This is a genomic window from Snuella sedimenti, from assembly GCF_016428595.1.
GTDB classification, from domain to species: domain Bacteria; phylum Bacteroidota; class Bacteroidia; order Flavobacteriales; family Flavobacteriaceae; genus Snuella; species Snuella sedimenti.
Genome location: NZ_JAELVQ010000008.1, coordinates 1 through 23,037, shown reverse-complemented (window position 1 = coordinate 23,037; position 23,037 = coordinate 1). Strand labels below are relative to the sequence as shown.

The window sequence follows — 23,037 nt, the reverse complement described above, 5'->3', positions numbered from 1 at the left end:
CATTTTGAAGATAGCCAACCATAATCTATGTAAGTCAAGTAAACACTACTTTTTTATAGCTATAGTGCTGTTATTTACAGTTAATGTATGGTCACAACAAAACCCTCAAGATAGCGTTAAGACAGGTTTTAATTTGGGAACTATTAAGTTGCCAAATCCAACAAGTATTGAATCTAAATATACCTACGACCCAATTACAGATAGGTATATTTATACAGAGAAAATAGGTAGTTTTAATATTAAATATCCGCTAATTTTAACGCCAAAGGAATACTATCAATTAGTAGCTAAAGAGACTTTAAGTTCCTACTATAAACAAAAGATAGACGCTTTTGATGGTAAAAAGGAAGGTGCCGAAGATGCCCAAAAAAATCTATTGCCTGAATTTTATGTAGATTCAGACTTTTTTCAATCTGTTTTTGGTGGTAATACCATTGAAGTTGTGCCACAAGGTTCGGTGGAGATGGATTTGGGGATTCTGTTTTCCAAACAGGATAACCCGGCATTTTCACCTAAAAACAGAAGTAATTTTACATTCGATTTCGATCAGCGCATAAGTTTAAGCATGCTAGGTAAGGTAGGCGAACGCCTTCAGGTAAATGCTAATTACGATACCCAGTCTACATTCGATTTTCAAAATATTATAAAACTGGAATACACGCCTACAGAGGACGATATCATTCAAAAAATAGAAGTTGGTAATGTAAGTATGCCCTTAAACAGTTCCCTAATTACGGGAGCACAAAGTTTATTTGGTGTAAAGGCACAATTGCAGTTTGGAAGAACAACGGTAACAGGTGTGTTTTCTGAACAAAAATCGCAGGCCAATAGAGTAGTGGCCCAAGGTGGCGGGACACTGGAAGAATTCGAGTTGTTTATTAGGGAATATGATGAAAACCGTCATTTCTTTTTAGCACAGTATTTTAGGGATACATACGATAAAGCTCTTGAAACGTATCCTCACATAAACAATAAAGGCTTACAAATTACAAGATTGGAAGTTTGGGTGACCAATAGAAGCAATAGAACTGATAATGTTAGGAATATTGTAGCATTTCAGGATTTGGGAGAATCGGATGTGATTGGTTTGCAAACACCTCCTAGCGGTTTCGTTAACGTAGGTCCCAATGCCATTCCCGATAACGGCAATAATGATTTCGATCCTACTAACATTGGAGGAGCGGGCTCACAAATTACAGATGCTATTAGAGACGTCGCAACGGTACAATCGGGCATATTGGTGCCCAATGTTAATGAAGGCTTTGACTATGTAAAGCTTGAAAACGCAAGAAAGTTAATTAACGGACAAGAATTTACATTAAACAGCAAATTAGGATATATTTCCTTAAACCAACGCTTAAATAACGACGAAGTATTAGCCGTTGCATTTCAATTTACTATTGGGGGAAAAGTTTACCAAGTAGGAGAGTTTGCCAATGACGGGGTTAATGCAACCGAAGTTACAACAAATGGATCTGGCCAAGTAACATCGGTAGTTAACTCTAATCTGGTTTTAAAAATGATAAAGAGTAGTGTTACCAGTATTGATCAGCCTGTTTGGGACTTGATGATGAAAAACATCTACGATACCGGAGCTTATGATTTGAGTCAGGACGATTTTAAATTGAACATTTTTTACAATGAAGCATCGCCCTTAAATTTTATCACCCCAGTTGGAACAACAGCGTTTCCAGTACCCGGTAATAATGAAGACCCCTTGGAAGAAACCCCATTGTTAAGAGTGTTTAATCTAGACAAATTAAACTTTAACAACGACCCACAAGGCAAAGGAGATGGTTTTTTTGATTTTGTTCCGGGCATTACCGTGTTACCGCAAAATGGTAAAATTATATTTCCAAGTGCCGAACCTTTTGGAGCTTTTCTGTTTAGAAAATTATCGCTTAGCCCGAGTGAAGATTATGACGATACCACGACCTATAACGAAAACCAAAAGAAGTATGTCTACGATGTGCTTTATAGCAGCACAAAAACTGCCGCTTTACAAGCCGTAGAAAAGAATAAATTCAAGCTTAAGGGGCGTTACAAATCCACTGGTAGCGATGGAATACCTATTGGTTCGTTTAACGTCCCCAGAGGATCGGTAAAAGTAACAGCAGGAGGACGCGTTTTGGTAGAAGGTATTGACTATACGGTAAATTATCAGTTAGGGCGTGTGCAAATTTTAGACGAAGCCTTAAAAGCATCGAATACACCCATTGAAGTCTCTACAGAAAATAATGCTGTATTTGGACAGCAAACCAAACGCTTCACGGGGATTAATATAGAGCATAAGTTCAATGATAATTTTGTTTTAGGTGGAACCCTTTTGAATTTAAATGAAAGACCCATTACCCAAAAGGCAAATTATGGATCGGAGCCCATAAACAATACTATCTTTGGTATTAACGGAAACTATGCAACCAAAGTACCATTTTTAACACGATTGGTAAATAAATTACCAAACATTGATACCGATGTAGAATCTAATCTATCGTTAAGAGGGGAGTTTGCTTATTTAGCACCGGGAGCGCCTAAAGGCACCAATCTTAATGGAGAAGCAACCTCTTATATCGATGATTTTGAAGGGACGCAGAATGCCATCGATCTTAAATCGCAACAATCTTGGTTTTTATCGAGTAGACCTTTAGGACTTAATGTTTCCAGTAATCCGAATGAAGATGAAAACGGTATCCAGAACGGTTACCAACGTGCTATGTTAAATTGGTACACGATTGATCCTATATTTTATAGTAGTCAGCGCCCTGGAGATGTGTCGGACGATGATGTGTCAGATTTGTATACAAGCCGTGTTTTTATTAATGAATTGTTTCCAGATAGGGATTTGGTGCAAGGACAAACATCTGTTCTTAATACATTAGATTTAGCCTATTATCCATCCGAACGGGGACCTTATAATTTTGAGTCATCTGCCGCCGATGGGATTATCGATAACCCGATTGATAGTTGGGGCGGTATAACACGCCAGTTAACATCTACCGATTTAGAACAGGCCAATGTAGAGTATATTGAATTTTGGTTACAAGATCCCTTTCAGGATAACCCAAATAATCCAGGAGGGAAGTTAGTATTTAATTTGGGTAATATTTCAGAAGACATTATCAAAGATGGTCGTAAACTGTATGAAAACGGATTGCCAGAAGATGGGAATGTCGATTTATTACCAGTAACATCTTGGGGGACAGTCGTACCACAAAACCAATCCCTAATTTATGCATTCGATACGCTTGGAGAGGAGCGGAACAATCAAGACGTGGGATACGATGGTTATGATGACGCAGAAGAAGCGGCCAATTTTGGGTCTAACTTTGGCCCCGACCCAGCTAACGACAACTATACCTATTTCCTAAATGCCGAAGGGAATATATTTGAACGCTATAAACGCTACAATGGTGTACAAGGCAATACGCCAGATACTTTTACTAATAGAGATCGCGGTGCCAATACCCAACCCGATGTAGAAGATATTAATCGTGACAATACTATGAATACGATTGATAGTTATTTTGAATATGAATTGGAAATTAACAGGCAAAACTTACCAACATCTCAGGCTGATTTCGAAAATATTCCCAACAGCAACCCATTAAAAGAATTTTTACGGGATTTTAAAGACAGACCCCGCGTTTTGCCTAATGGCGATACAAGAAATGTACGTTGGTATCAGTTTAGAATTCCAGTACAAGGAAGTCATGTAAAAGCCATTGGAGGGATTAGTGATTTACGTTCGGTACGTTTTACACGTTTATATCTTAAAGAGTTTACGCAAAGTACCGTGTTTCGTTTTGGAACTTTAGAATTGGTTAGAAGTGACTGGAGGCGTTATACTTTGGCATTGGATAAGAACGATCCAACTCCCGATGACCCCCAAACAGATTTCTCTGTAGGCGTAATAGGAACCATTGAAAATGAAGGCAGTTATAAAAGACCGCCAGGTATTGAACCCGAAGAGTTATTTAATAATAATACTGTAATTGAGCAGAACGAGCAGTCCCTTGTCGTTAATGTCTGTGATCTGGAATCTGAAGATTCCAGGGCAGTCTATAAGAACATAAATATAGACATGCGCCAATATAAACGTTTACGAATGTTTATACATGCCGAAGATGATGAAGCCGGTATGCTTGCCAGTGATGAGTTGGTAGGATTTATTCGTATGGGTAACGATCTAAATGAAAACTATTACCAAATCGAGATTCCGTTACAAGTATCCACAGGTGTTTCTAGAGAAGAACTATGGCCAGATGCTAATGAAATTAATTTACCTATAAGTATATTAGGAGATATTAAATCTATTGGAATTTCAGAAGGTACATTGGCAAATGAAGATCCTACGTTTTATGATGTGGTCGATGGAGAAGCGGTGCCTGTAGCCGATCCTTTTAAAGGCTATGTATCAGGACAACACCGTATAGCTATTAAAGGTAATCCGAATTTTGGAGACATTAGAACCTTAATGGTAGGCGTAAAAAACAGGACCATTCGAAATAACCTATGTGCCGAAGTTTGGTTTAACGAATTGCGTTTATCCGATTTGGATAACGAAGGCGGTTGGGCAGCCGTAGTTAGTATGGATACCAACTTAGCCGATTTTGCTAATATTAGTGCAACAGGAAGACAGAGTACTTCGGGCTTTGGTGCGATAGAGCAAGGGCCAAGCCAGCGTAGTTTGGAAGATGTGAAACAATACGATGTCGTAACGAATGTAAATGTAGGACAGTTACTGCCAAAAAAATGGGGCGTTCAGTTACCCTTTAATTACGGTCAGAGTGAAGAACTGATCACGCCAAAATACGACCAGTTTTATAAGGATTTAACCTTAGAGTCCCGATTGGACGCAGCAGATACCAATGCCGATAGGGAACGTATTAAACAACAGTCTGAAGACTATACAAAAAGGACGAGCATTAACTTTATTGGCGTTAGAAAAATAAGAACTTCCGAAGAAGCCCAACCGCGCTTTTATGATGTAGAAAATTTTACCTTAAACTATTCTTATAACAAAGTAGAACATCGCGATTTTGAAATTGAAAATTCAGTAAATAAAAACCTGCGAGCCGGCGCTAATTACGCTTTTAATTTTGAACCCATTAGTATTGAGCCTTTTAAAAAGAACGATTCGTTATTTACAGGGAAATATTGGAAAATACTAAAGGATTTCAACTTTAATTTGTTGCCCGCCAGTTTTACTGTTAATACTGATATCAATAGACAGTATAACAGACAGAAGTTTAGGGAAATCGATCTAGGAGGCGGTAATATTGGTATTGAAGAGTTGTTTAGAAGAAACTATACCTTCGATTTTCAATATACCATTAATTATAACTTAACCAATTCATTACAATTTAATTTTACTGCTGCCAATAACAATATTGTACGTAATTATTTTAAAGATAATATTGCCAGTGAGTATAGAGAACAGGATCCAACGTTGGATATTTGGGATGGCATTCTTGACTTAGGAGACCCCAACAGGCAATCGCAAAATCTGGGGGTAACTTACGAGTTGCCTATTAATAAAATACCAACTTTCAGTTTTATAAATGCTACTTATCAGTATAGCGGTGATTTTCAATGGCAGAAGAGTTCCGATTTTTTTGAGACCGTTACTTATACAGATGAACAAACAAATGCAACAAGGACCTATAATTTAGGGCATACTATCCAAAACTCGAATGTCCACAACATTAACGGATCGCTCGATATGAGCAAATTATATAAGTACATTGGTTTGGTAAAGAAGCCTGTAAGGACTGTTAGAGCCAGAACAAGCTCAAGAAGTAATCCGCCAGGGGGAAATTCAAACCAAGCGAAGCCACCAAAAAGTAAAAACAAATCGGTTACTAAACTATTAAATGCGGGTGTAGATATACTAACCAGTGTAAAGAGAATCCAAATTAATTATTCCGAAAACAGTGGTACTTTCTTGCCGGGGTATTTAAGAACACCAGGTTTTGTAGGTACTTTAAAGCCAACTGTCGGTTTTACATTTGGTAGTCAAAGTGATATTAGGTATTTAGCGGCAAGACGTGGTTGGTTAACTGTGTTTCCTGAATTTAATCAGCAATACACCACTACCAATACCAAGCAATTGGATATATCGGCTAGTTTAGAGCCCGTAAAGGATTTAAAAATTGATATTGTTGGAAACCGTGCTTATTATGAAAATTATACCGAGAATTATAGGGTAAATGATGTCGGTGGAGGTAGCCTAGAGTATGAGTCATTAACACCCAATACTTTTGGTAATTTCAACATATCTACAGTATTAATTAAAACGGCTTTTAGTAAAAGTAATGAAACCATTTCAGAAGCCTTTAATGATTTTAGGGCAAACAGGTTGGTGGTAGCCAGAAGATTAGCTGAACAGTTTTATGGAAACACGACCTATGCAACTGATGCAGAGGGTTACCCGGTGGGCTTTGGCAAGAACAATCAAGCAGTCCTGTTACCTTCGTTTTTAGCAGCTTATTTAGGGCAAGATGCTAATAACGTTAAGCTAGGAGCTTTTAGGGACACACCAATTCCTAACTGGGATTTAAAATATACTGGCTTTATGAAGTTTGGGTGGTTTAAAAAGCGATTTAAACGATTTTCATTAACACATGGATACCGTTCCAACTATACTATCAATCAGTTCCAATCCAATTTGGATTACGATTCAGACAACGATCCCGATACGTTTGAATTTGATCAAGGCGGAAACTATAAAAATAAGACATTGTACAGCAATGTTAATTTAACCGAAATGTTTAGTCCTTTGGTGCGATTAGATTTTGAAATGAAAAATTCTGTAAAGATTCTTGCAGAGATAAAAAAGGACCGATTGTTATCCCTTAGTTTTGATAATAATTTAATGACCGAGATAAAGGGTAACGAATTTGTTTTAGGATTAGGTTACCGTATAAAAGACTTACGCATTCGATCTAATTTGGCAGGTCCAAGTAAGCGTATTGTAAGCGACTTAAATATGAAGGCCGATGTGTCTGTAAGGGATAATAAAACAATTATTAGATATTTGGATTTAGAGAATAACCAGGTAACATCCGGTCAAACTATTTGGGGCTTAAAATATTCGGCAGACTATGCTTTTAGTAAGAATTTAACAGGTATATTTTATTTCGATTATTCGTTCTCAGAATACGCCATTTCAACAGCTTTCCCACAAACTACCATTCGATCTGGAGTTACTATTCGATATAATTTTGGAAATTAATCAACAACTGTTTGAATTTAAAGTTTGAATAAATACATTTGTCAAAAATATTAAGAGACTAAATTTAATATAATGAACATACCATCAGAATTAAAGTATACTAAAGACCACGAATGGGTTAAAGTAGAAGGTGACATTGCAACTATCGGTATTACAGATTTTGCTCAAAGCGAGTTAGGCGATATCGTATATGTTGAAGTAGAAACATTGGATGAAACACTAGACGCTGAAGAGATTTTTGGAACGGTAGAAGCTGTTAAAACGGTTTCAGATTTATTTTTGCCTATTTCGGGAGAAATCGTTGCTTTCAATGAAATTTTGGAAGACGAACCAGAAAAGGTTAACAGCGACCCATATGGTGATGGTTGGATGATAAAAGTTAAGTGTTCCGATTTAGCACAATTGGAAGAATTAATGTCTGCAGATGATTATAAAGCACTTGTGGGTGCTTAAAAAGTACGCACTCGCAATAGTTATATTATATTCGGTAGCTTTAACTGTAGTAAGCTTGGTTAAGCTAAACAAGTTACCCGATGTTGGTGTATCTTTTGGCGACAAAATATTCCACTTTTTAACATATTGCGTATTAACTTTTTTATGGGTTAATGCGCTTTTTTACTTTTTTAAGTTTACTAGAGCAAAGGCAATAATCGTTGCAGCTATTATTTCAATAGGATTTGGTATACTTATTGAGGTATTACAAGGAACCGTGACCGCTTCTAGAGCGTCAGACTTGTATGACGTAGCGGCAAATACTTTCGGAGTACTGCTTGCTGTGTTAGTGATGTCACAAAAAAGTATTGGGATTAAAAACTTATAATCGTTTGCTTTTTTGGTAAAAAAAAAGTTATTTTAGCAATCTGAGTAAAACAGTAAAATAAATTATGGAACCTAAAAAAAATCCTAAGGCAAATGTTGGGCGTAACAGTTCGCTTTATTTCGCAATTGGTTTGGCGTTAATGTTGTTCTTAACAAACTACGCAATCAATTACAAAACATATGATAAGTCTGATATTGATATTGGACAGTTGAATTTAGATGAAGAATTAGAGGAAGAAATTCCAATCACAGAACAATTAAAAACGCCACCCCCACCACCGCCACCACCGCCGGCAGCACCAGAAGTTATTGAGATCGTTGAAGATGAAGTGGAGGTAGAGGAAACCGTAATTGAGTCGTCTGAAACAGATCAAGAAGAAGAAATTGTTGAAGTAGAAGAAGTAGAAGTAGTAGAAGTAGATGAAGATATCGAGGTTCCTTTTGCGGTTATCGAGAACGTACCGGTTTTCCCAGGTTGTGAAAAAGGAGATAACAATGCCAAAAAAGCGTGTATGTCCAAAAAAATCCAAGATTTTGTAAACAAAAAGTTCAATACAGATCTTGCTGGCGACTTAGGATTATCTGGAAGACAGCGTATTAATGTAATCTTTAAGATCGACAAAACAGGTAAAGTAGTAGGGGTAAGAGCTAGAGCACCACACCCAGGGCTAGAAAAGGAAGCAGCACGAGTTATTAATTTGCTACCTCAAATGAAGCCGGGAAAACAGCGTGGTAAGCCTGTAACAGTTCCATATTCATTACCTATCATTTTTCAAGTTCAGGATTAGTTTATATAACCTAACCTAAAAAAATATAAAATCCCGTTACATGTTTGTAACGGGATTTTTTTTGGTATGCTTATTGTGATTTTACCATAATATTAACATTTAAACAATAATTATTATGAGTAATTCAAAGAAAACTCACAAACTCATTCGGCAAAATGAGAAAACTGTGAGTAAATCACAAAAGCATGATGCAAATTTACAAAAAAACTCAACCTTATATTTTCAGGTTGGGTTAATTGTTTGTTTACTATTTAGCTATGGCCTGCTTGAAATGAAATTTGAAACACTAGTCCCTAAAGATTTAGGAGAAATCCTTACGCCCGATGACACTTTTGAAACAGAGGTGCCTCAATTTAAAATTTATGAAGCGCCTAAGGCCGAAGAGAAAAGGCCCGAAAAGAAAGTGGTTTTGACCCTTCCTCCAGAAATCATTGACAATTCAGAAGAGAAAAAGGAAACGCTTAAAATTATTACAGCAGAGCAAAATATTACAACGGAGCCTGTTTTAGACCCGGGAGATATATCTGTTTCCAATATACCTGATGAAACAGATGTGGATTTTGTACGTGTAGAACAAGTGCCTATTTATCCGGGGTGTGAAACAGAAAAAAATAATGAAGGACGTCGTAAATGCATGTCCGATAAAATAACCAAACTAGTAAAGCGGAAGTTTGATACAGATTTAGCATCCGATTTAGGGTTAACGGGGATACAGGTTATTTATACACAGTTTAAAATTGATAAGAACGGACATGTTACCGATATAAAAACCCGGGCACCTCATACCAAATTGGAGCACGAAGCAAAACGTGTTATCGATAAAATTCCTGTGATGACACCAGGAAAGCAACGAGACAGGGCAGTAGGGGTTATTTATACCTTACCAATAAAATTCAGGGTGCAAAATTAATTAACGCGAATAATGTTTTAGAGTCCTAATGTCTCCTCAAGAGAAATTCTGGAAGAATTCAGTACTTCGACAAAGCCCGTATCGAGTTTGTCGAGATGCTCAGTAGAGCTATTGAGACGTACTTTTAGTGGGGAATTTATTTGTTTTCGACAGCTCTACTGAGCGAAGTCGAAGTGCGCCAAATCTGTGATTTGGCACTCAAACTGACATAAATTCCCTGGCCATTATTCATGTTAAAATAGAATTAGTATTGCTAAGAGGCTGCTTAATTTTTTTTGAAATTAGTATAAGGTCATTTTTTTTGCCAATTAAGGCTTTAAAATAGGGGTTTAGCAGTGCTAAATAAGGGGTTTTATAACGAAAAGTGGTGGAAAAAGAGATATAAGAAAACCGAAAGATAAAATTTAAACAGCCTCTAAGTCGTTGTCATTTTTTTGATAACGGCTTTTTTGTTAGTAATTTTATTACGGTAATTCGAAATGCTAAATGCTATAAATATAGTATCTTTCTGCACTGAATCAATTTTCAAAAAATAGCTATGAAGCGAATTATTGTTCTACTCCTACTTATAGTTCAATGCAATGTCTTTTCGCAAAATCAGTATTTTAATGAGAACCATCCGGTTTTTCCTGGTTGTGAAAGTATTTCAGTAGATTCATTACAAGCCTGTTTTAATTCAAAGGTTCTTGATTTTATTTTTGAAAATTTCACGATGCCACAGGAACTTCAAGATGATGGTTTTAAAGGAGAAGTGTCGGTTCTTTTTGAAGTGGATAGTGTGGGGCAATTTAAAGTGGTTTATGTAGATGCCATGTATGCCGAGTTGAAGAAAGAGCTAAGACGCGTATTTTTACTTTTTCCTAAGATTAAACCAGCTACATATAACGGACTTCCAACATTTAAACAATATGCCATATCATTGTCAATTCCTTTGAATAGAAAACTTGATGCGGTGTCAAGCAGATCAAGTACTAGTCCTTTTTCAAAATTGGAACGCATAGCAAAATCGGAATTTGATAGTGTACAAAGTAGCTTGCAACCTTTCAAAAATAAAGCTTATACAAGTCAGTTAAACATCCCGTTTACCCATAGTGATTATGCTAGGTTTGATAGAAGTATGAATGTTATAGGCAGTAATAGCCATACCGCTTCGAAACCTTTTATGTATGATGAGGTTTCAAAATACTATGATTTTGAAGTAGAAAAGGAAACCTTATTGAAAGAAACAAATACTTGGGCAGGCAAGAAACTTTGGAATGAGCACTTAGTACAATTACAATCCGATGATTATTGGTTTACCATCGATCCCATTTTTGATTTACAGGTAGGGAAAGATACAGATGCCGATTTTAGTTCTACATACAATAATACGCGTGGATTTTTGGTACAGGGAGGCTTAGGTGAAAAGTTTAATTTTTACGCTTCTGTTTTTGAGAGTCAAGGGCGCTTTGCACAATATGTCAATCAATATTCCGAAAGTTTAAAGGCATTTGGCCCAGATCCAGCTATAATACCCGGACGCGGTATTGCAAAGCGATTTAAGAGTAACTCTTACGATTATCCTGTGGCAGAAGCATACCTGTCTTATTCTCCTGTTAAATTTATTAATATACAGTTTGGACATGGAAAAAACTTTATAGGAGATGGCTATCGCTCGTTATTATTGAGCGATGTAGCGAGTCCACACCCGTTTTTGAAATTGAATACGAAATTTTGGAAGATTAAATATACCAATACCTGGATGTGGTTAAAGGATGTAAGGCCAGAAGTAACTGAAGATGGTGCGTTTTTAACCAAATATATGGCGAATCATTATTTAAGTTGGAATGTGTCCAAACGCTTAAATATTGGTTTATTTGAGTCGGTACTATGGACGAATACCAATAATAGGGGCTTTGACGTTAATTATTTAAACCCGATTATATTTTACAGGGCAATTGAATTTGAAACAGGGCAGGGAGCAGGCAACGCTATAGTAGGAGCATCGGTAAAATATAAATGGAGTGACGAGGTTAATACGTATGGTCAATTTATTCTTGATGAATTTTCATTAAACGATATTAAAGGAGGTAATAAAAGTTGGAAAAACAAGTTTGGTTATCAATTGGGAGTTAAATATTATAATGCTTTTAAGGTAGACAATTTGCTTTTGCAATTAGAATACAATCGCGTACGGCCCTATACATATTCGCATAATACCATTGTATTAAATTATGGGCATAATAACCAGTCAATGGCACACTTATGGGGCGCTAACTTTAGTGAAATGGTATTAATTGGACGTTACCACTACAAACGCTGGTTTACCAATGCAAAGTTTATTTTTGGGACACGAGGCATGGATTTTAATAATGCAACGGACAACTTTAGTTATGGAGGTGATATTTTTAGAAACTATAACGAACGACCATACGATACGGGAGTTAAAGTTGCCCAAGGTATTAAAACAAAAACGTTTTATGCCAATTTGCAGGCAGGATATGTTGTTAACCCAGCTTCTAATCTAAAGCTTTTTACCGATATTTCTTTTAGGAATTTTAATCCGGAAGCAGAAACAATAACTACGTTTAAAAATAACACTCTTTGGTTCAATATAGGTTTAAGAACCGATTTATTTAACTGGTATTTTGATTTTTAGCCTTTTTGGAAAAGATAGGATAATAAAAAAACAAAACCCCTTACTAAATAAATAGCAAGGGGTTTTTTATTATTTAATTTGATTACCATCTTTGTCGAAAAATACAATCGGTTTAAAGTTTAGTAGAAGAAAGTCCTATTGAGAATTTGTAGTATTCAATGAAGAATTAAATTTCTTGCCAGGTAAATTTAGGCCTGAAACAAAAGCTTTAAACCCATCACTTTGCTTTATGTGGTCAAATGCCGGAATTACAGCAGCCCAAGCAACAAAGGCATGCTTCGGTTCTGTTTCTAGTATCTTAACGGCTTCTTTAGCATTGTTAAGGCCAGCATGTAAAACCGCCAAGTTCCAATTTTTCCATGGTGATTCTGGCCAATTTATTACTGTATTTAGTATTTTATTGGCTTTTTGTACCTGTCCCATTTCTGCATAAAGGCTTCCTAATGATCCAGCAAAGCTTGGGTTGAGCTCATATAGCTTACTATAAGCTTCCAAAGCTTTTGAAGTATTATTTTGCGATTTATATATAAATCCCATAGTTAAATAAGCAATAGCATTGTTTGGAGCGATGCGTAAAGCTGTTTCAACTTTTTCCATGGCCTTTTTGTAATCACCATAATAGGCATACATCCAACCTGTCCAAGCTATGTACTTTACATTAAAAGGATCTAATTTTTCTGCTAACTCATGATGTTTTATTGCTTTTTCCTTGTTGCCAATTAAAAGCAAATACCAAGCGTAATCGTAGTGTACATTTGCCATGCTCGGATTCTTAAACAGCAAATGCTCAAACAGACGTTCCGCATCTTTCCAATTTCTGTCATGATATATAGCGATACTTGCCATGCTGGCATAAGCCTCCAAAAGCATAGAGTCTAATTGAATTGCTCTTTTTGCGGCCATTTTGGCCTTACTAAAAACATCCCTGTTTTCAGCTGCACTATGGCCTAGAATAACATAGCCATATGCCAAGCCAGCATATGCTAATGGTTCAGCTGGGTCATCATCAATAGCTTTATACAGATATTGGATGCCTTTGTCAAAATCGGCTTGGGATGATCTATGAAGATAATGCATGCCCCGAATGTAATTTTTGTAAGCATTTTTATTGACTTTCCTGTTATTGTAATTAACAGCTGTATATTCCAATTTAGAAAGAACTCCTGCCGAAACGCCGATACTTTTAGAAGCCTCATTTTGAACCGTTACAATGTTTTCAATTGAAGTATTATAGTTGAAATTCTGAAATCCTGCTTCTAAAATGCCTGCTTTATGTATTGTTAAACTTAATACGATACTGTCCCTATCTGAATAATGAATCTTTCCAGATACCAAAAAATCTACTCCCAATTCCCTTATTATTTCTTGCTTGTTTTTTTTACTATTCTTGTATCCTAATGTTGATGATCTTGAAAGTACTTGAAGTCCATTTATTTTGCCTAACGAACTAGAAAGTCCTTCATGAATACCTTCAGATAAAATAGTATTATCCATAGATTGTGCCTCAGCTTGAAGTGGGAGGACGGCAATTGATTTGGCTTTTTGCCTGTTTGAGATATTACCAGCTTCATAAAAAATAGCAAAAGGAACCAAAGCAATCAAAACCAATATACCCAAAGTGATTAAACGGATCTTGAATTGCCCGAAACGCAAATAATAACCAAAGATGCCTAACGTTAAAAAAGTCTTTAATTTGGGATATGCATTCTTTTCTGTTGATGCCTCTTCAATTTTGATTTCGCTATCGAACTTACGCTTTAGTTCACTTGGCGGACAATTGTAATGCTTTTGAAAGCAAGTGGTAAAATAAGATGGACTACTAAAACCAACGGTATAAGCAATTTCGGAAACCGTTGACACATCATTCTTCAATAAAACATAAGCCTTTTGAAGCCTGAACTGTCTGATAAACTCACTGGAAGAGATGCCTTTTGAGCTGTTCAGTTTTCGGTGGAGTTTAGATCTACTGATACCCATTGCTTCGGCCAGATCGCTTACTCCAAAGTTTTCATTTTGATAGTTTTCTTCTAAAACATCATTCAACTTTTTAATAAAAGCTTGGTTCATAGACAACATCGGCATTGTGATTTATCAAACAGCTATAGAAATTAAGAACAATTAATTTACTGATAAAAATATTTTCGACAAAATTTCCATGTTTAAAAGTGTTGTTTTTGAGTTTGTTATGGGTTTTTCAACATATTTTATAGCTTTTGAAACATACGCTGTAGCTATTGCAACATGTTTAAATCATAGTACGCCAATAAAGAAATAACTTAGGTATGGCTATTAATATGCGCTATAATTAATTTTTAAATTAAAATGAAACATGATGAAAACACTAAGATTATTATTTGTTATTAGCGGTGTATTTTTTTTAATCACTGCTTGCGAAGAGAACCTAGAGCCTATTATTGAAGATAGTCTAACGGATTTGGGGCTACAAGCTAAAACAGCAAAACTAGTTAAAAAGCCTTTAAAAGCTATGCTGTCTACGGGTCAAGCAGATGATGCCCTTACTCAATTGTGTTCATTTACTTCCGAGACTGATTTTTGGGGGCTTGAACACCAAATTGGCGGCGGAAATTCTACACTATTGGGTGATTTTACCACAGACATAACTATGTGCTTCCACATTGTTTTAAATGAACAAGGGCCTGATTTACAGAATGGATTTGGTGAGTTTAACGAGGTAGAAGGATCCATGATTGCTGCCAATGGAGATAAAATATACTTTGTTACGCCCGGAAGTAAACTAGAGTTTATCCAAGACGACATATATAATTTCAAGTTTATAGATTATTGTACAATAGTTGGTGGAGCCGGGCGATTTGAAAACGCAACCGGAGAATTTGTAAGTAAAGGAATGGTACGAATTGATGGCACAGGAATAGACCATCATTGGGAGGGTACAGTTATCTTAAATAAATGATGCGATTAACGGAATTATAAAAATGGTCAAAACCAAAAAAAAACCCTTTACTAACAAAAGCAAGGGGTTTTTTATTATTTAATTTGATTACCATCTTTGTCGAAAAAGTGGTATTCTAGATATGTGTAAGCATCTCTTGGTAAAATTTTAACCCATTTTTTGTGTTCAAAAAACCATTTTGAACGTATAGATGGAAAACCTTTTGTTAAAAAGGCTGCTATAAAAGGATGTGTGTTTAAAGTCAGCTTTGTATAGTCTTTTTTTAATAGTTGTTCAAGATCGTGTGTTATTTTTTGCACCAAACCTATAGGGGCTTCAACCTCAGAACCATTAACACCATTCGGATTTTCTTCACGGGTCTTAATGTTCATTTCGGGTCGAACACGTTGTCTTGTTATTTGTATCAATCCAAATTTACTTGGAGGCAATATCTTATGTTTTGCACGATCGTCTTTCATTTCGTCACGAAAGTGATTAAACAGTTTCTGCCTGTTTTCGGCGTTTGTCATGTCTATAAAATCGACTACAATAATACCGCCCATATCACGCAAGCGTAATTGTCGGGCTATTTCTGTAGCAGCGATTAAGTTAACTTCTAAAGCCGTGTCCTCTTGATTGTTGGCCTTATTTGATCGGTTTCCACTATTTACATCTACTACATGTAAGGCTTCGGTGTGTTCTATTACTAAATAGGCACCTTTTGCCATAGAAACCGTTTTGCCAAAAGAGGTTTTTATTTGTCTTTCAATTCCAAATTTTTCAAAAATTGGAACGTTAGATTGATACAGTTTAACTATTGCTTCTTTTTTTGGTGCAATTTCTTGCACGTAATCTTTAATTTGAAAGTAAAGCTCTTCATCATCAACATGAATACTTGTAAAGGTATCGTTGAATATGTCTCGCAAAATTGACGAGGCTTTATTCATTTCTCCTAATACTTTACTTGGATGATGGGCTTTATGTAGCTTTTTACACATTGCTGTCCAACGACTAAGCAAATTTTGTAAATCTCTATCTAGCTCAGCTACTTTTTTGCCTTGTGCTACAGTACGAACAATAATTCCGAACCCTTGTGGGGTAATACTTTTTACTAATCGTTTTAAACGTTCTTTTTCTTCTTTGTCTTCTATTTTTTGAGAAATAGAAATACGACTAGAAAAGGGAACTAAAACAATATATCTACCAGCTATGGAAAGCTCAGAACTTATTCTGGGGCCCTTAGTGGATATCGGTTCTTTTACTATTTGTACCAATAGCGATTGATTTGATTTTAAGACATCGGCAATTTTGCCGTCTTTATCAATATCTTTTTCAAATGGGAAATTCTTTAAAGAATAATCGTTTAATTTACCTGTGCTTACACGTTTTGTGAATTTTAAAAGTGAAGGGAGTTTTGGACCTAAATCATGATAGTGCAAAAATGCATCTTTATCATAACCAACATTTACAAATGCTGCATTTAAGCCTGGAACAGCTTTTCTTATCTTGGCTATAAACACATCACCAACCGAAAAGTTATTAGCTCCTTCATCCTTTTGTAATTCAATAAGTTTTCCATCTTTTAATAAGGCAAAATCAACTTCCTCGGAACTAGATCTAATGATCAATTCTTTTTCCATTTAGTTAATTTTTATCCATACCCTCTAGTTTACGGTCTCAGTATACAGTTTATAGTATTTTTTACTTACTGTTACTAAATTACTGTCAACTGAATTGTACAGATGGATTATACATTATTTTGTCCAATAACTAGTTTCATAGTTATGAGACAGAAAGCCTTAATTAAAAAATGAGTTGAATCCGTTTTTTATTTAAGGCATTTCACAGGATTTTTAAATCCGTGGAGTTTAAAGCAACGGTTTGTTGCATAAACTCATTTCAAAGAGCGTCTTTGCTTTAAAATCAAAAAAAGTAGCTACTCTAACTACTTTTTTGATTTATTTTTTCTTTTTGTGACGGTTAGCGCGTCTACGTTTTTTACGCTTGTGCGTTGCTACCTTATGTCTTTTACGTTTTTTACCACTTGGCATAAATAGTGTATTTTTAGATTAATAATTTATTTTAATATCTTATTTAACGTCTACATTCGATTTAACGCCTTCAACAAAAACTTTTGCAGGTTTAAATGCAGGGATATTGTGGGCAGGTATCTTTATAGTTGTATTTTTCGAAATATTTCTACCAGTTTTCTCAGCTCTAGTTTTAATAATAAAGCTTCCAAAACCTCTTAAGTATACATTATCTCCACTTTCTAAAGAAGTCTTTACTTCTTCCATAAATGTTTCAACAGTTGCTTGAACATCTCCTTTTTCAATTCCTAATTTCTCAGAAATTTTTGCTACTAAATCAGCCTTCGTCATTTTTAATATTTATTTTTTAAAAGTTACTATTAAGTTTTAAAAGGGATGCAAATATAGGAATTAAATATTCAATATTTCAAACCTAATTCATTAAAATTTAAGATTATAAACGTTTATTTTTACCGCTTAAATAAAATCTATTAATGATATTTTCAAAAATTTTAATTAACTGGTACTCAATTAATAAGCGGGATATGCCATGGCGGCTTACCAAAGACCCCTATTGTATTTGGTTATCTGAAATTATTTTACAACAAACACAAATTAAGCAAGGACTGCCATATTACAATGCTTTTTTAAATGCATTTCCGTCTGTTTTTAAGCTTGCCGAAGCAGAGGAAAGTGAGGTGTTAAAATTATGGCAAGGACTTGGTTATTACTCAAGAGCAAGAAATTTACATACTACTGCAAAATATATCGCAAATGATTTAAAGGGGGCTTTTCCTAATACATATAAAGACTTATTAAAATTAAAAGGTGTAGGGGATTATACAGCCAGTGCCATTGCTTCCATTTGTTTTAATGAAACAACAGCAGTGGTAGATGGTAATGTATATCGTGTTTTATCGCGCTATTTTGGAATAACCACTCCTATTAATACATCTAATGGAAACAAGGAGTTTAAGGCTTTAGCCCAAGAATTGATAGATGTTAATAGACCAGATGAGTTTAATCAGGCTATTATGGAATTTGGTGCTATACAATGTAAGCCGCAAAACCCCAATTGTAATATATGTCCTTTACAAAATGGATGCATCGCGTTTAATAGATCCGTTATAAATGAATTACCGGTAAAAAACAAAACGTTAAAAATAAAGAAGCGTTATTTTAATTTTTTAGTGATTATCTCTAATGAAAAGAAAACCATTATAGAAAAACGTGAACATAAAGGGATTTGGCAGAATTTGTATCAATTTCCATTAATTGAAACCAAAAAGAATACCTCTATAAAAGCCTTTGAAGCATTGCTTAGGGAACATAATTTGTTAAAAGATAGGTCTTTCGAGTTTGTATTGTATAATGACGAACCTATTGTTCATAAATTGTCACACCAGCACCTGTATACTAATTTTTGGGTTGTAACCATTGAAGAACTTCCTGTTGAAGGCATTCCTGTTGAACAAGTGCATGATTACGCCGTACCTATTTTAATAGGTAAGTTTATAGAAAGATTTAATTTTAACAGAATGCTGTAACATTAATATTTTTTATTAATTTTAAAAAAGAAAGCAATTCTGTAATTTTGCTTTTTTAAACAAACAAAAATGGTATGTCGGGAACATTAAATAAAGTGATGCTTATAGGGCATTTGGGGGACGAAGTGAAAATGCATTATTTTGAAGGTGGTGGTTGTATAGGGCGTTTTCCTTTGGCGACTAACGAGACCTATATGAGTAAGCAGACCAATGAACGTATTACAAATACCGAATGGCACAATATTGTTGTAAGAAACAAGGGAGCCGAGATTTGTGAAAAGTATTTAAGTAAAGGTGATAAGGTATACATTGAAGGCCGTTTAAAAACAAGAAAGTGGCAAGATGAAAACGGGAACGATAGGTATGCTACAGAAATTCAATGCACAGATTTCACCTTTTTATCAACGAAAAAGGAAAGTGAAAACAATGCCTCTGTTGCACAGGCAACTCAAAGTCCCGCAGCAACCCCTTCACAAGCTCAAACCAACGAAATGGCTGCTAACGATGAAGAGGATGATTTGCCATTTTAATATAAAAAAGTTTCTTGGTATCATACCAAGAGCACTATGTTTAACTAAAGCGATAGTATTTGGACCCTGACCCCGCGAGTTTTAAAACCTTATTATTGACAATTGACTATTCAGTTGTTTTTGGTTTTGCATTGTTGTTTTTGCTCTTAATATGCTCGGCACTTATATCTGGAGCAGAAGTTGCCCTGTTTTCTCTTACAAGAACCGATGTCGATGCCGGTTTGGAAAAGAAATCCAAGCGCATTCAAATTGTTTCTGGTCTTTTAGAACGTCCTAAGAAATTATTAGCAACCATTTTAGTCGCTAATAATTTTATAAACATAGGCATTGTGATTTTATTCGCTTATTTAGGTAACTCTTTATTTCAAGGCATTACATCTTATATATTAAGGTTCTTAATAGAGGTTATTATCGTTACCTTCTTAATATTGCTTTTTGGAGAAATATTGCCTAAAATATATGCCAGTAGAAACAGGTTAAAGTTTGCTTCGTTTATGGCTTATCCGTTGCGGGTATTAGATGTTATATTATCTCCGGTAAGTTTGCCAATGCGTAGCGTTACGATCGCTATTCACAGTAAATTAGGAAAGCAAAAGTTAAACCTAAGCGTCGATCAGTTGTCACAGGCTCTAGAGCTTACAAGTGAAGAAGACACAACCAAAGAGGAGCAAAAAATATTGCAAGGTATTGTGTCGTTTGGTAATACCGACACAAAACATGTTATGCGTCCGCGTATTGATATTTTTGCACTTAATATAGAGCAAAAGTATGACGATATCATGCCAGAAATAGTTGCTAACGGTTATTCGCGAATACCAGTTTATAAGGATAGTATCGACACCATCCAAGGCATTCTTTATGTAAAGGATTTATTGCCACATATAGATAGAAAACAGTTTGATTGGACAAGTTTGCTTAGAGACCCCTTTTTTGTGCCAGAAAACAAAAAGTTGGATGATTTAATGGTAGAGTTTCAAGAGAAAAAAGTGCATTTGGCAGTCGTGGTAGATGAGTATGGAGGGACTTCTGGGATTATTTCGTTGGAGGATATTATAGAAGAGATTGTTGGGGATATAAGTGATGAGTTTGATGATGAAGACTTGACTTATTCGAAATTGGATGATAAAAATTATGTATTTGAGGGCAAAACGGCCTTAAAGGATTTTTATAAAATTATAAGAATTGAAGACGATAGTGTTTTTGAAGCACATAAAGGAGACGCCGAAACCATTGCCGGTTTTGTCCTTGAAACCTCAGGAAGCTTCCCGAAACTGAATAGTAAAATAAATTTTGAGAACTACATTTTTACTATTGAAGCTATGGACAAAAAGCGCATTAAATTGATAAAATTTACAATCATTTAAATGAAGTGTAATATAGTGTTACTAATGGTCATTGCAATTTGTATTGTCTCTTGTGGAGATGATCCAGTACCAAAACCAAAAGGTTATTTGCGTTTGGAGTACCCTAAGGCTAATTATGCTCTGGTTAAAACAAGTTTGCCCTTTTCGTTCGAAAAAAATATAATGGCAACAAATATTTCTACTAGGAAAATTACGGGAACCACATCTAGCTATGGTGTTAATATTGAATATCCAGCTTTAAAGGGTACCATATACCTAACCTATAAGGCGGTTGAGGGTAGTAGGGATAATTTAATAGATTTTTTAAGGGATGCCCAAAACTTCACACAAAAGCACACTGTTAAAGCAGATGAAATTTTACCTACGGAGTATGTCAATAAACAACGTAAGGTATTTGGGATGTTTTATAAGGTAGGGGGAAATGCAGCATCACAATCACAATTTTATGTTACCGACAGTGTAAATCACTTTTTAACAGGGTCGCTTTATTTTTACGTAAAGCCAAATTACGATTCAATCCTTCCTGCTGCAAGCTATTTAGAGAAAGACATAAGACATATTATGGAAACAGTTAAGTGGAAGTGATGTTGGGTACTTTCCAATGCCTATTCCTTCAGGCTTTTATAAAAGATGCGTCTAATACGTTCGCTATTAATAAAGCCGCTACCATAATTTAAATCATCATAAGTTTTGGTGATGGAAGAGTCACTAACTACTTCAGCTTCGGTTTTACCTTGATTTATAGCTTCCAAAACGTTTTCTTTTAAAGTTGTTAGCATGTTCAAGAAAGCTTTGTATTCAGTTTTATTCGATAGTTTGCCGTGACCGGGGATGATTTTTGTGCCATCGTCAATAAGAATTAATGTTTTTTTTACAGCTTCAATATAACCGTTTACACTGCCACCAGAGTTTAGGTCAATAAAAGGATACCTACCATTAAAATAGGTGTCCCCTGTATGAAGGACGTTGCTTTTTGTGAAGTAAAGCAAAGCATCGCCGTCCGTGTGGGCATTGTTTGTATGGAAAATAGCAACTTGTTCGCCGTTTATATGTAGGTTTAATTCGTCGTTAAATGTAATTACAGGTAAGCCTTCCCTCTCACTATCTTTTTCAAGGCGCTGCCTTACATTGTGGTGTGCGATAATTACAGCTCCGAGGTTTTGCATGTTTTTGTTGCCGCCTGTATGGTCACCATGATGATGCGTATTTGCTAAAAACCGAATGGGTTGGTCGTTTATAGCTTTAATGGCAGTAACTATTTTTGTTGTGAGCGGTGCAAATTGATCGTCAATAATAAAAACACCGTCATCTCCTACAGACACACCTATGTTGCCTCCAGCTCCCATTAACATGTAAACGTTATTGCTCAACTTTATGGTTTCAATAGTTACATTGTCAAAGTTTCTTTGCGCATAAATACTCATGTTTATAAGTAATATAAATGAGGTAATGAAAATTTTTGCAGGTTTCATGATATAAAATTTTAGTTTTTTGTAGAAATAAGATGTTAAAAAATCAGTCTAACTTAATTGCTGTACTAGCAAACACTTTCATTATACGGTCATAACCTTTCACCGTTATTTTGCCCTTAGTAGGGATCATATTTTGCCAGACCCAATTATAATGTTCAATTATTTTCTCTGCTTTTAGGTGTGGTCTATCTGCCGTTGTGTGTCCGTCGGCAACCACGGTTATATTGTAGTCCTTTGTTAAGGCTGACTGCACAGTGGATTCAATGCAAAAGTCTGTTGCACATCCGGTAATTATTAGTTCTGTAATTCCCCATTCCAAAAGCTTAGCTTGCAGCTTTGATAGATAAAAACTGTCGTTTGCATACTTTTCCAGCAGAATATCGGTTGGTTGAACTTGGAGCTCGTCCAGCAATTCCCAAGCCAAAGTGTGTTTAGTGAACACATCAGCACCCCTTCCATTGTGTTGAACAAATACCACAGGTTGTCCTGTTTGGCGAAATATGTTTGCAAGTGCATTGATCTTATTCACTACGCCATATGTGTCAAAACGAGGTGTATCGTGTGTAAACGAACCTTTTTGCATATCAATAACCAAAAGAGCCTTTTTGTTTCTCATCATTTTTATTGTAGTTGCTAACTATTAAATATATAGAAACTATTTTAATAAATAATTACTAAGTACATGACAAAAATTGAAATAAGTTAGTATCATATTGATTTTCAGAATTTAATAAAGCGTTTGCAATAAACGAGAGCCCATATTTAAAAATACTTTTGGCTTTTCTTCCATGTTT

Annotated in this window: 16 protein-coding genes; 11 read left to right on the top strand and 5 right to left on the bottom strand. The window is 35.4% G+C overall.

From position 1 onward, the window contains the following. Positions 1-4: 4 nt before the first annotated feature. The 6 genes from sov (at position 5) to JF259_RS07910 (ending at position 12,389) form a co-directional block, all read left to right on the top strand. Positions 5-7,234 (top strand): T9SS outer membrane translocon Sov/SprA, encoded by a 7,230-nt coding sequence (gene sov / locus JF259_RS07935; RefSeq protein WP_199114783.1) that lies wholly within the window; start codon positions 5-7, stop codon positions 7,232-7,234. 72 nt (positions 7,235-7,306) lie between these two features. Continuing rightward, positions 7,307-7,687, top strand: coding sequence for a glycine cleavage system protein GcvH (gcvH, locus tag JF259_RS07930; protein ID WP_199114782.1), 381 nt, complete (start codon positions 7,307-7,309; stop codon positions 7,685-7,687). Continuing rightward, positions 7,659-8,054, top strand: coding sequence for a VanZ family protein (locus JF259_RS07925; RefSeq protein ID WP_199114781.1), 396 nt, complete (start codon positions 7,659-7,661; stop codon positions 8,052-8,054). The genes gcvH and JF259_RS07925 overlap by 29 nt, the downstream gene beginning before the upstream one ends. Before the next feature lie 64 nt (positions 8,055-8,118). Beyond that, positions 8,119-8,841 (top strand): energy transducer TonB, encoded by a 723-nt coding sequence (locus JF259_RS07920; RefSeq protein WP_199114780.1) that lies wholly within the window; start codon positions 8,119-8,121, stop codon positions 8,839-8,841. A gap of 166 nt (positions 8,842-9,007) precedes the next feature. After that, positions 9,008-9,751, top strand: coding sequence for an energy transducer TonB (locus JF259_RS17755; protein ID WP_199114779.1), 744 nt, complete (start codon positions 9,008-9,010; stop codon positions 9,749-9,751). A 538-nt stretch (positions 9,752-10,289) separates the two neighbouring features. After that, on the top strand, positions 10,290-12,389 hold the full coding sequence (locus JF259_RS07910) for a gliding motility protein RemB (protein ID WP_199114778.1): 2,100 nt from the start codon (positions 10,290-10,292) through the stop codon (positions 12,387-12,389). A gap of 135 nt (positions 12,390-12,524) precedes the next feature. Here the strand turns inward: JF259_RS07910 and JF259_RS07905 are convergent, their stop codons facing one another. Beyond that, complete coding sequence (locus JF259_RS07905) at positions 12,525-14,456, bottom strand: helix-turn-helix domain-containing protein (RefSeq protein WP_199114777.1); 1,932 nt, start codon at positions 14,454-14,456, stop codon at positions 12,525-12,527. Positions 14,457-14,718: 262 nt separating this feature from the next. Here JF259_RS07905 and JF259_RS07900 point away from each other — a divergent pair, with 262 nt between their 5' ends. Then, positions 14,719-15,321 (top strand): hypothetical protein, encoded by a 603-nt coding sequence (locus tag JF259_RS07900; protein ID WP_199114776.1) that lies wholly within the window; start codon positions 14,719-14,721, stop codon positions 15,319-15,321. 74 nt (positions 15,322-15,395) lie between these two features. On the opposite strand, the gene JF259_RS07895 is transcribed toward JF259_RS07900, so the two are convergent. Beyond that, positions 15,396-16,940 carry an Rne/Rng family ribonuclease gene (locus tag JF259_RS07895; RefSeq protein WP_199114775.1) on the bottom strand — a complete coding sequence of 515 codons (1,545 nt, stop codon included), beginning with the start codon at positions 16,938-16,940 and terminating at the stop codon, positions 15,396-15,398. Positions 16,941-17,390: 450 nt separating this feature from the next. Next, on the bottom strand, positions 17,391-17,681 hold the full coding sequence (locus tag JF259_RS07890; protein ID WP_199114774.1) for an HU family DNA-binding protein: 291 nt from the start codon (positions 17,679-17,681) through the stop codon (positions 17,391-17,393). Between the two features lie 143 nt (positions 17,682-17,824). Between JF259_RS07890 and mutY the strand changes: the two genes are divergently transcribed. The 4 genes from mutY (at position 17,825) to gldD (ending at position 21,356) form a co-directional block, all read left to right on the top strand. Continuing rightward, positions 17,825-18,877: an A/G-specific adenine glycosylase gene (gene mutY / locus JF259_RS07885; RefSeq protein ID WP_199114773.1), complete on the top strand. Its 1,053-nt coding sequence runs from the start codon at positions 17,825-17,827 to the stop codon at positions 18,875-18,877. 74 nt (positions 18,878-18,951) lie between these two features. Further along, entirely contained in the window at positions 18,952-19,407 is a 456-nt protein-coding gene (locus JF259_RS07880; protein WP_199114772.1) for a single-stranded DNA-binding protein, read from the top strand. A gap of 59 nt (positions 19,408-19,466) precedes the next feature. Next, positions 19,467-20,771 (top strand): gliding motility-associated protein GldE, encoded by a 1,305-nt coding sequence (locus JF259_RS07875; protein ID WP_199114771.1) that lies wholly within the window; start codon positions 19,467-19,469, stop codon positions 20,769-20,771. Further along, the gene (gldD, locus tag JF259_RS07870; protein ID WP_199114770.1) at positions 20,772-21,356 is read left to right on the top strand and encodes a gliding motility lipoprotein GldD; all 585 of its coding nucleotides are present in this window, start codon (positions 20,772-20,774) and stop codon (positions 21,354-21,356) included. A gap of 20 nt (positions 21,357-21,376) precedes the next feature. On the opposite strand, the gene JF259_RS07865 is transcribed toward gldD, so the two are convergent. Both JF259_RS07865 and JF259_RS07860 read right to left on the bottom strand, forming a co-directional pair. Next, positions 21,377-22,243 carry an MBL fold metallo-hydrolase gene (locus JF259_RS07865; RefSeq protein WP_199114769.1) on the bottom strand — a complete coding sequence of 289 codons (867 nt, stop codon included), beginning with the start codon at positions 22,241-22,243 and terminating at the stop codon, positions 21,377-21,379. 43 nt (positions 22,244-22,286) lie between these two features. Continuing rightward, positions 22,287-22,862, bottom strand: a complete 576-nt coding sequence (locus tag JF259_RS07860; protein ID WP_199114768.1) for an isochorismatase family protein — start codon at positions 22,860-22,862, stop codon at positions 22,287-22,289. Positions 22,863-23,037: the final 175 nt, after the last annotated feature.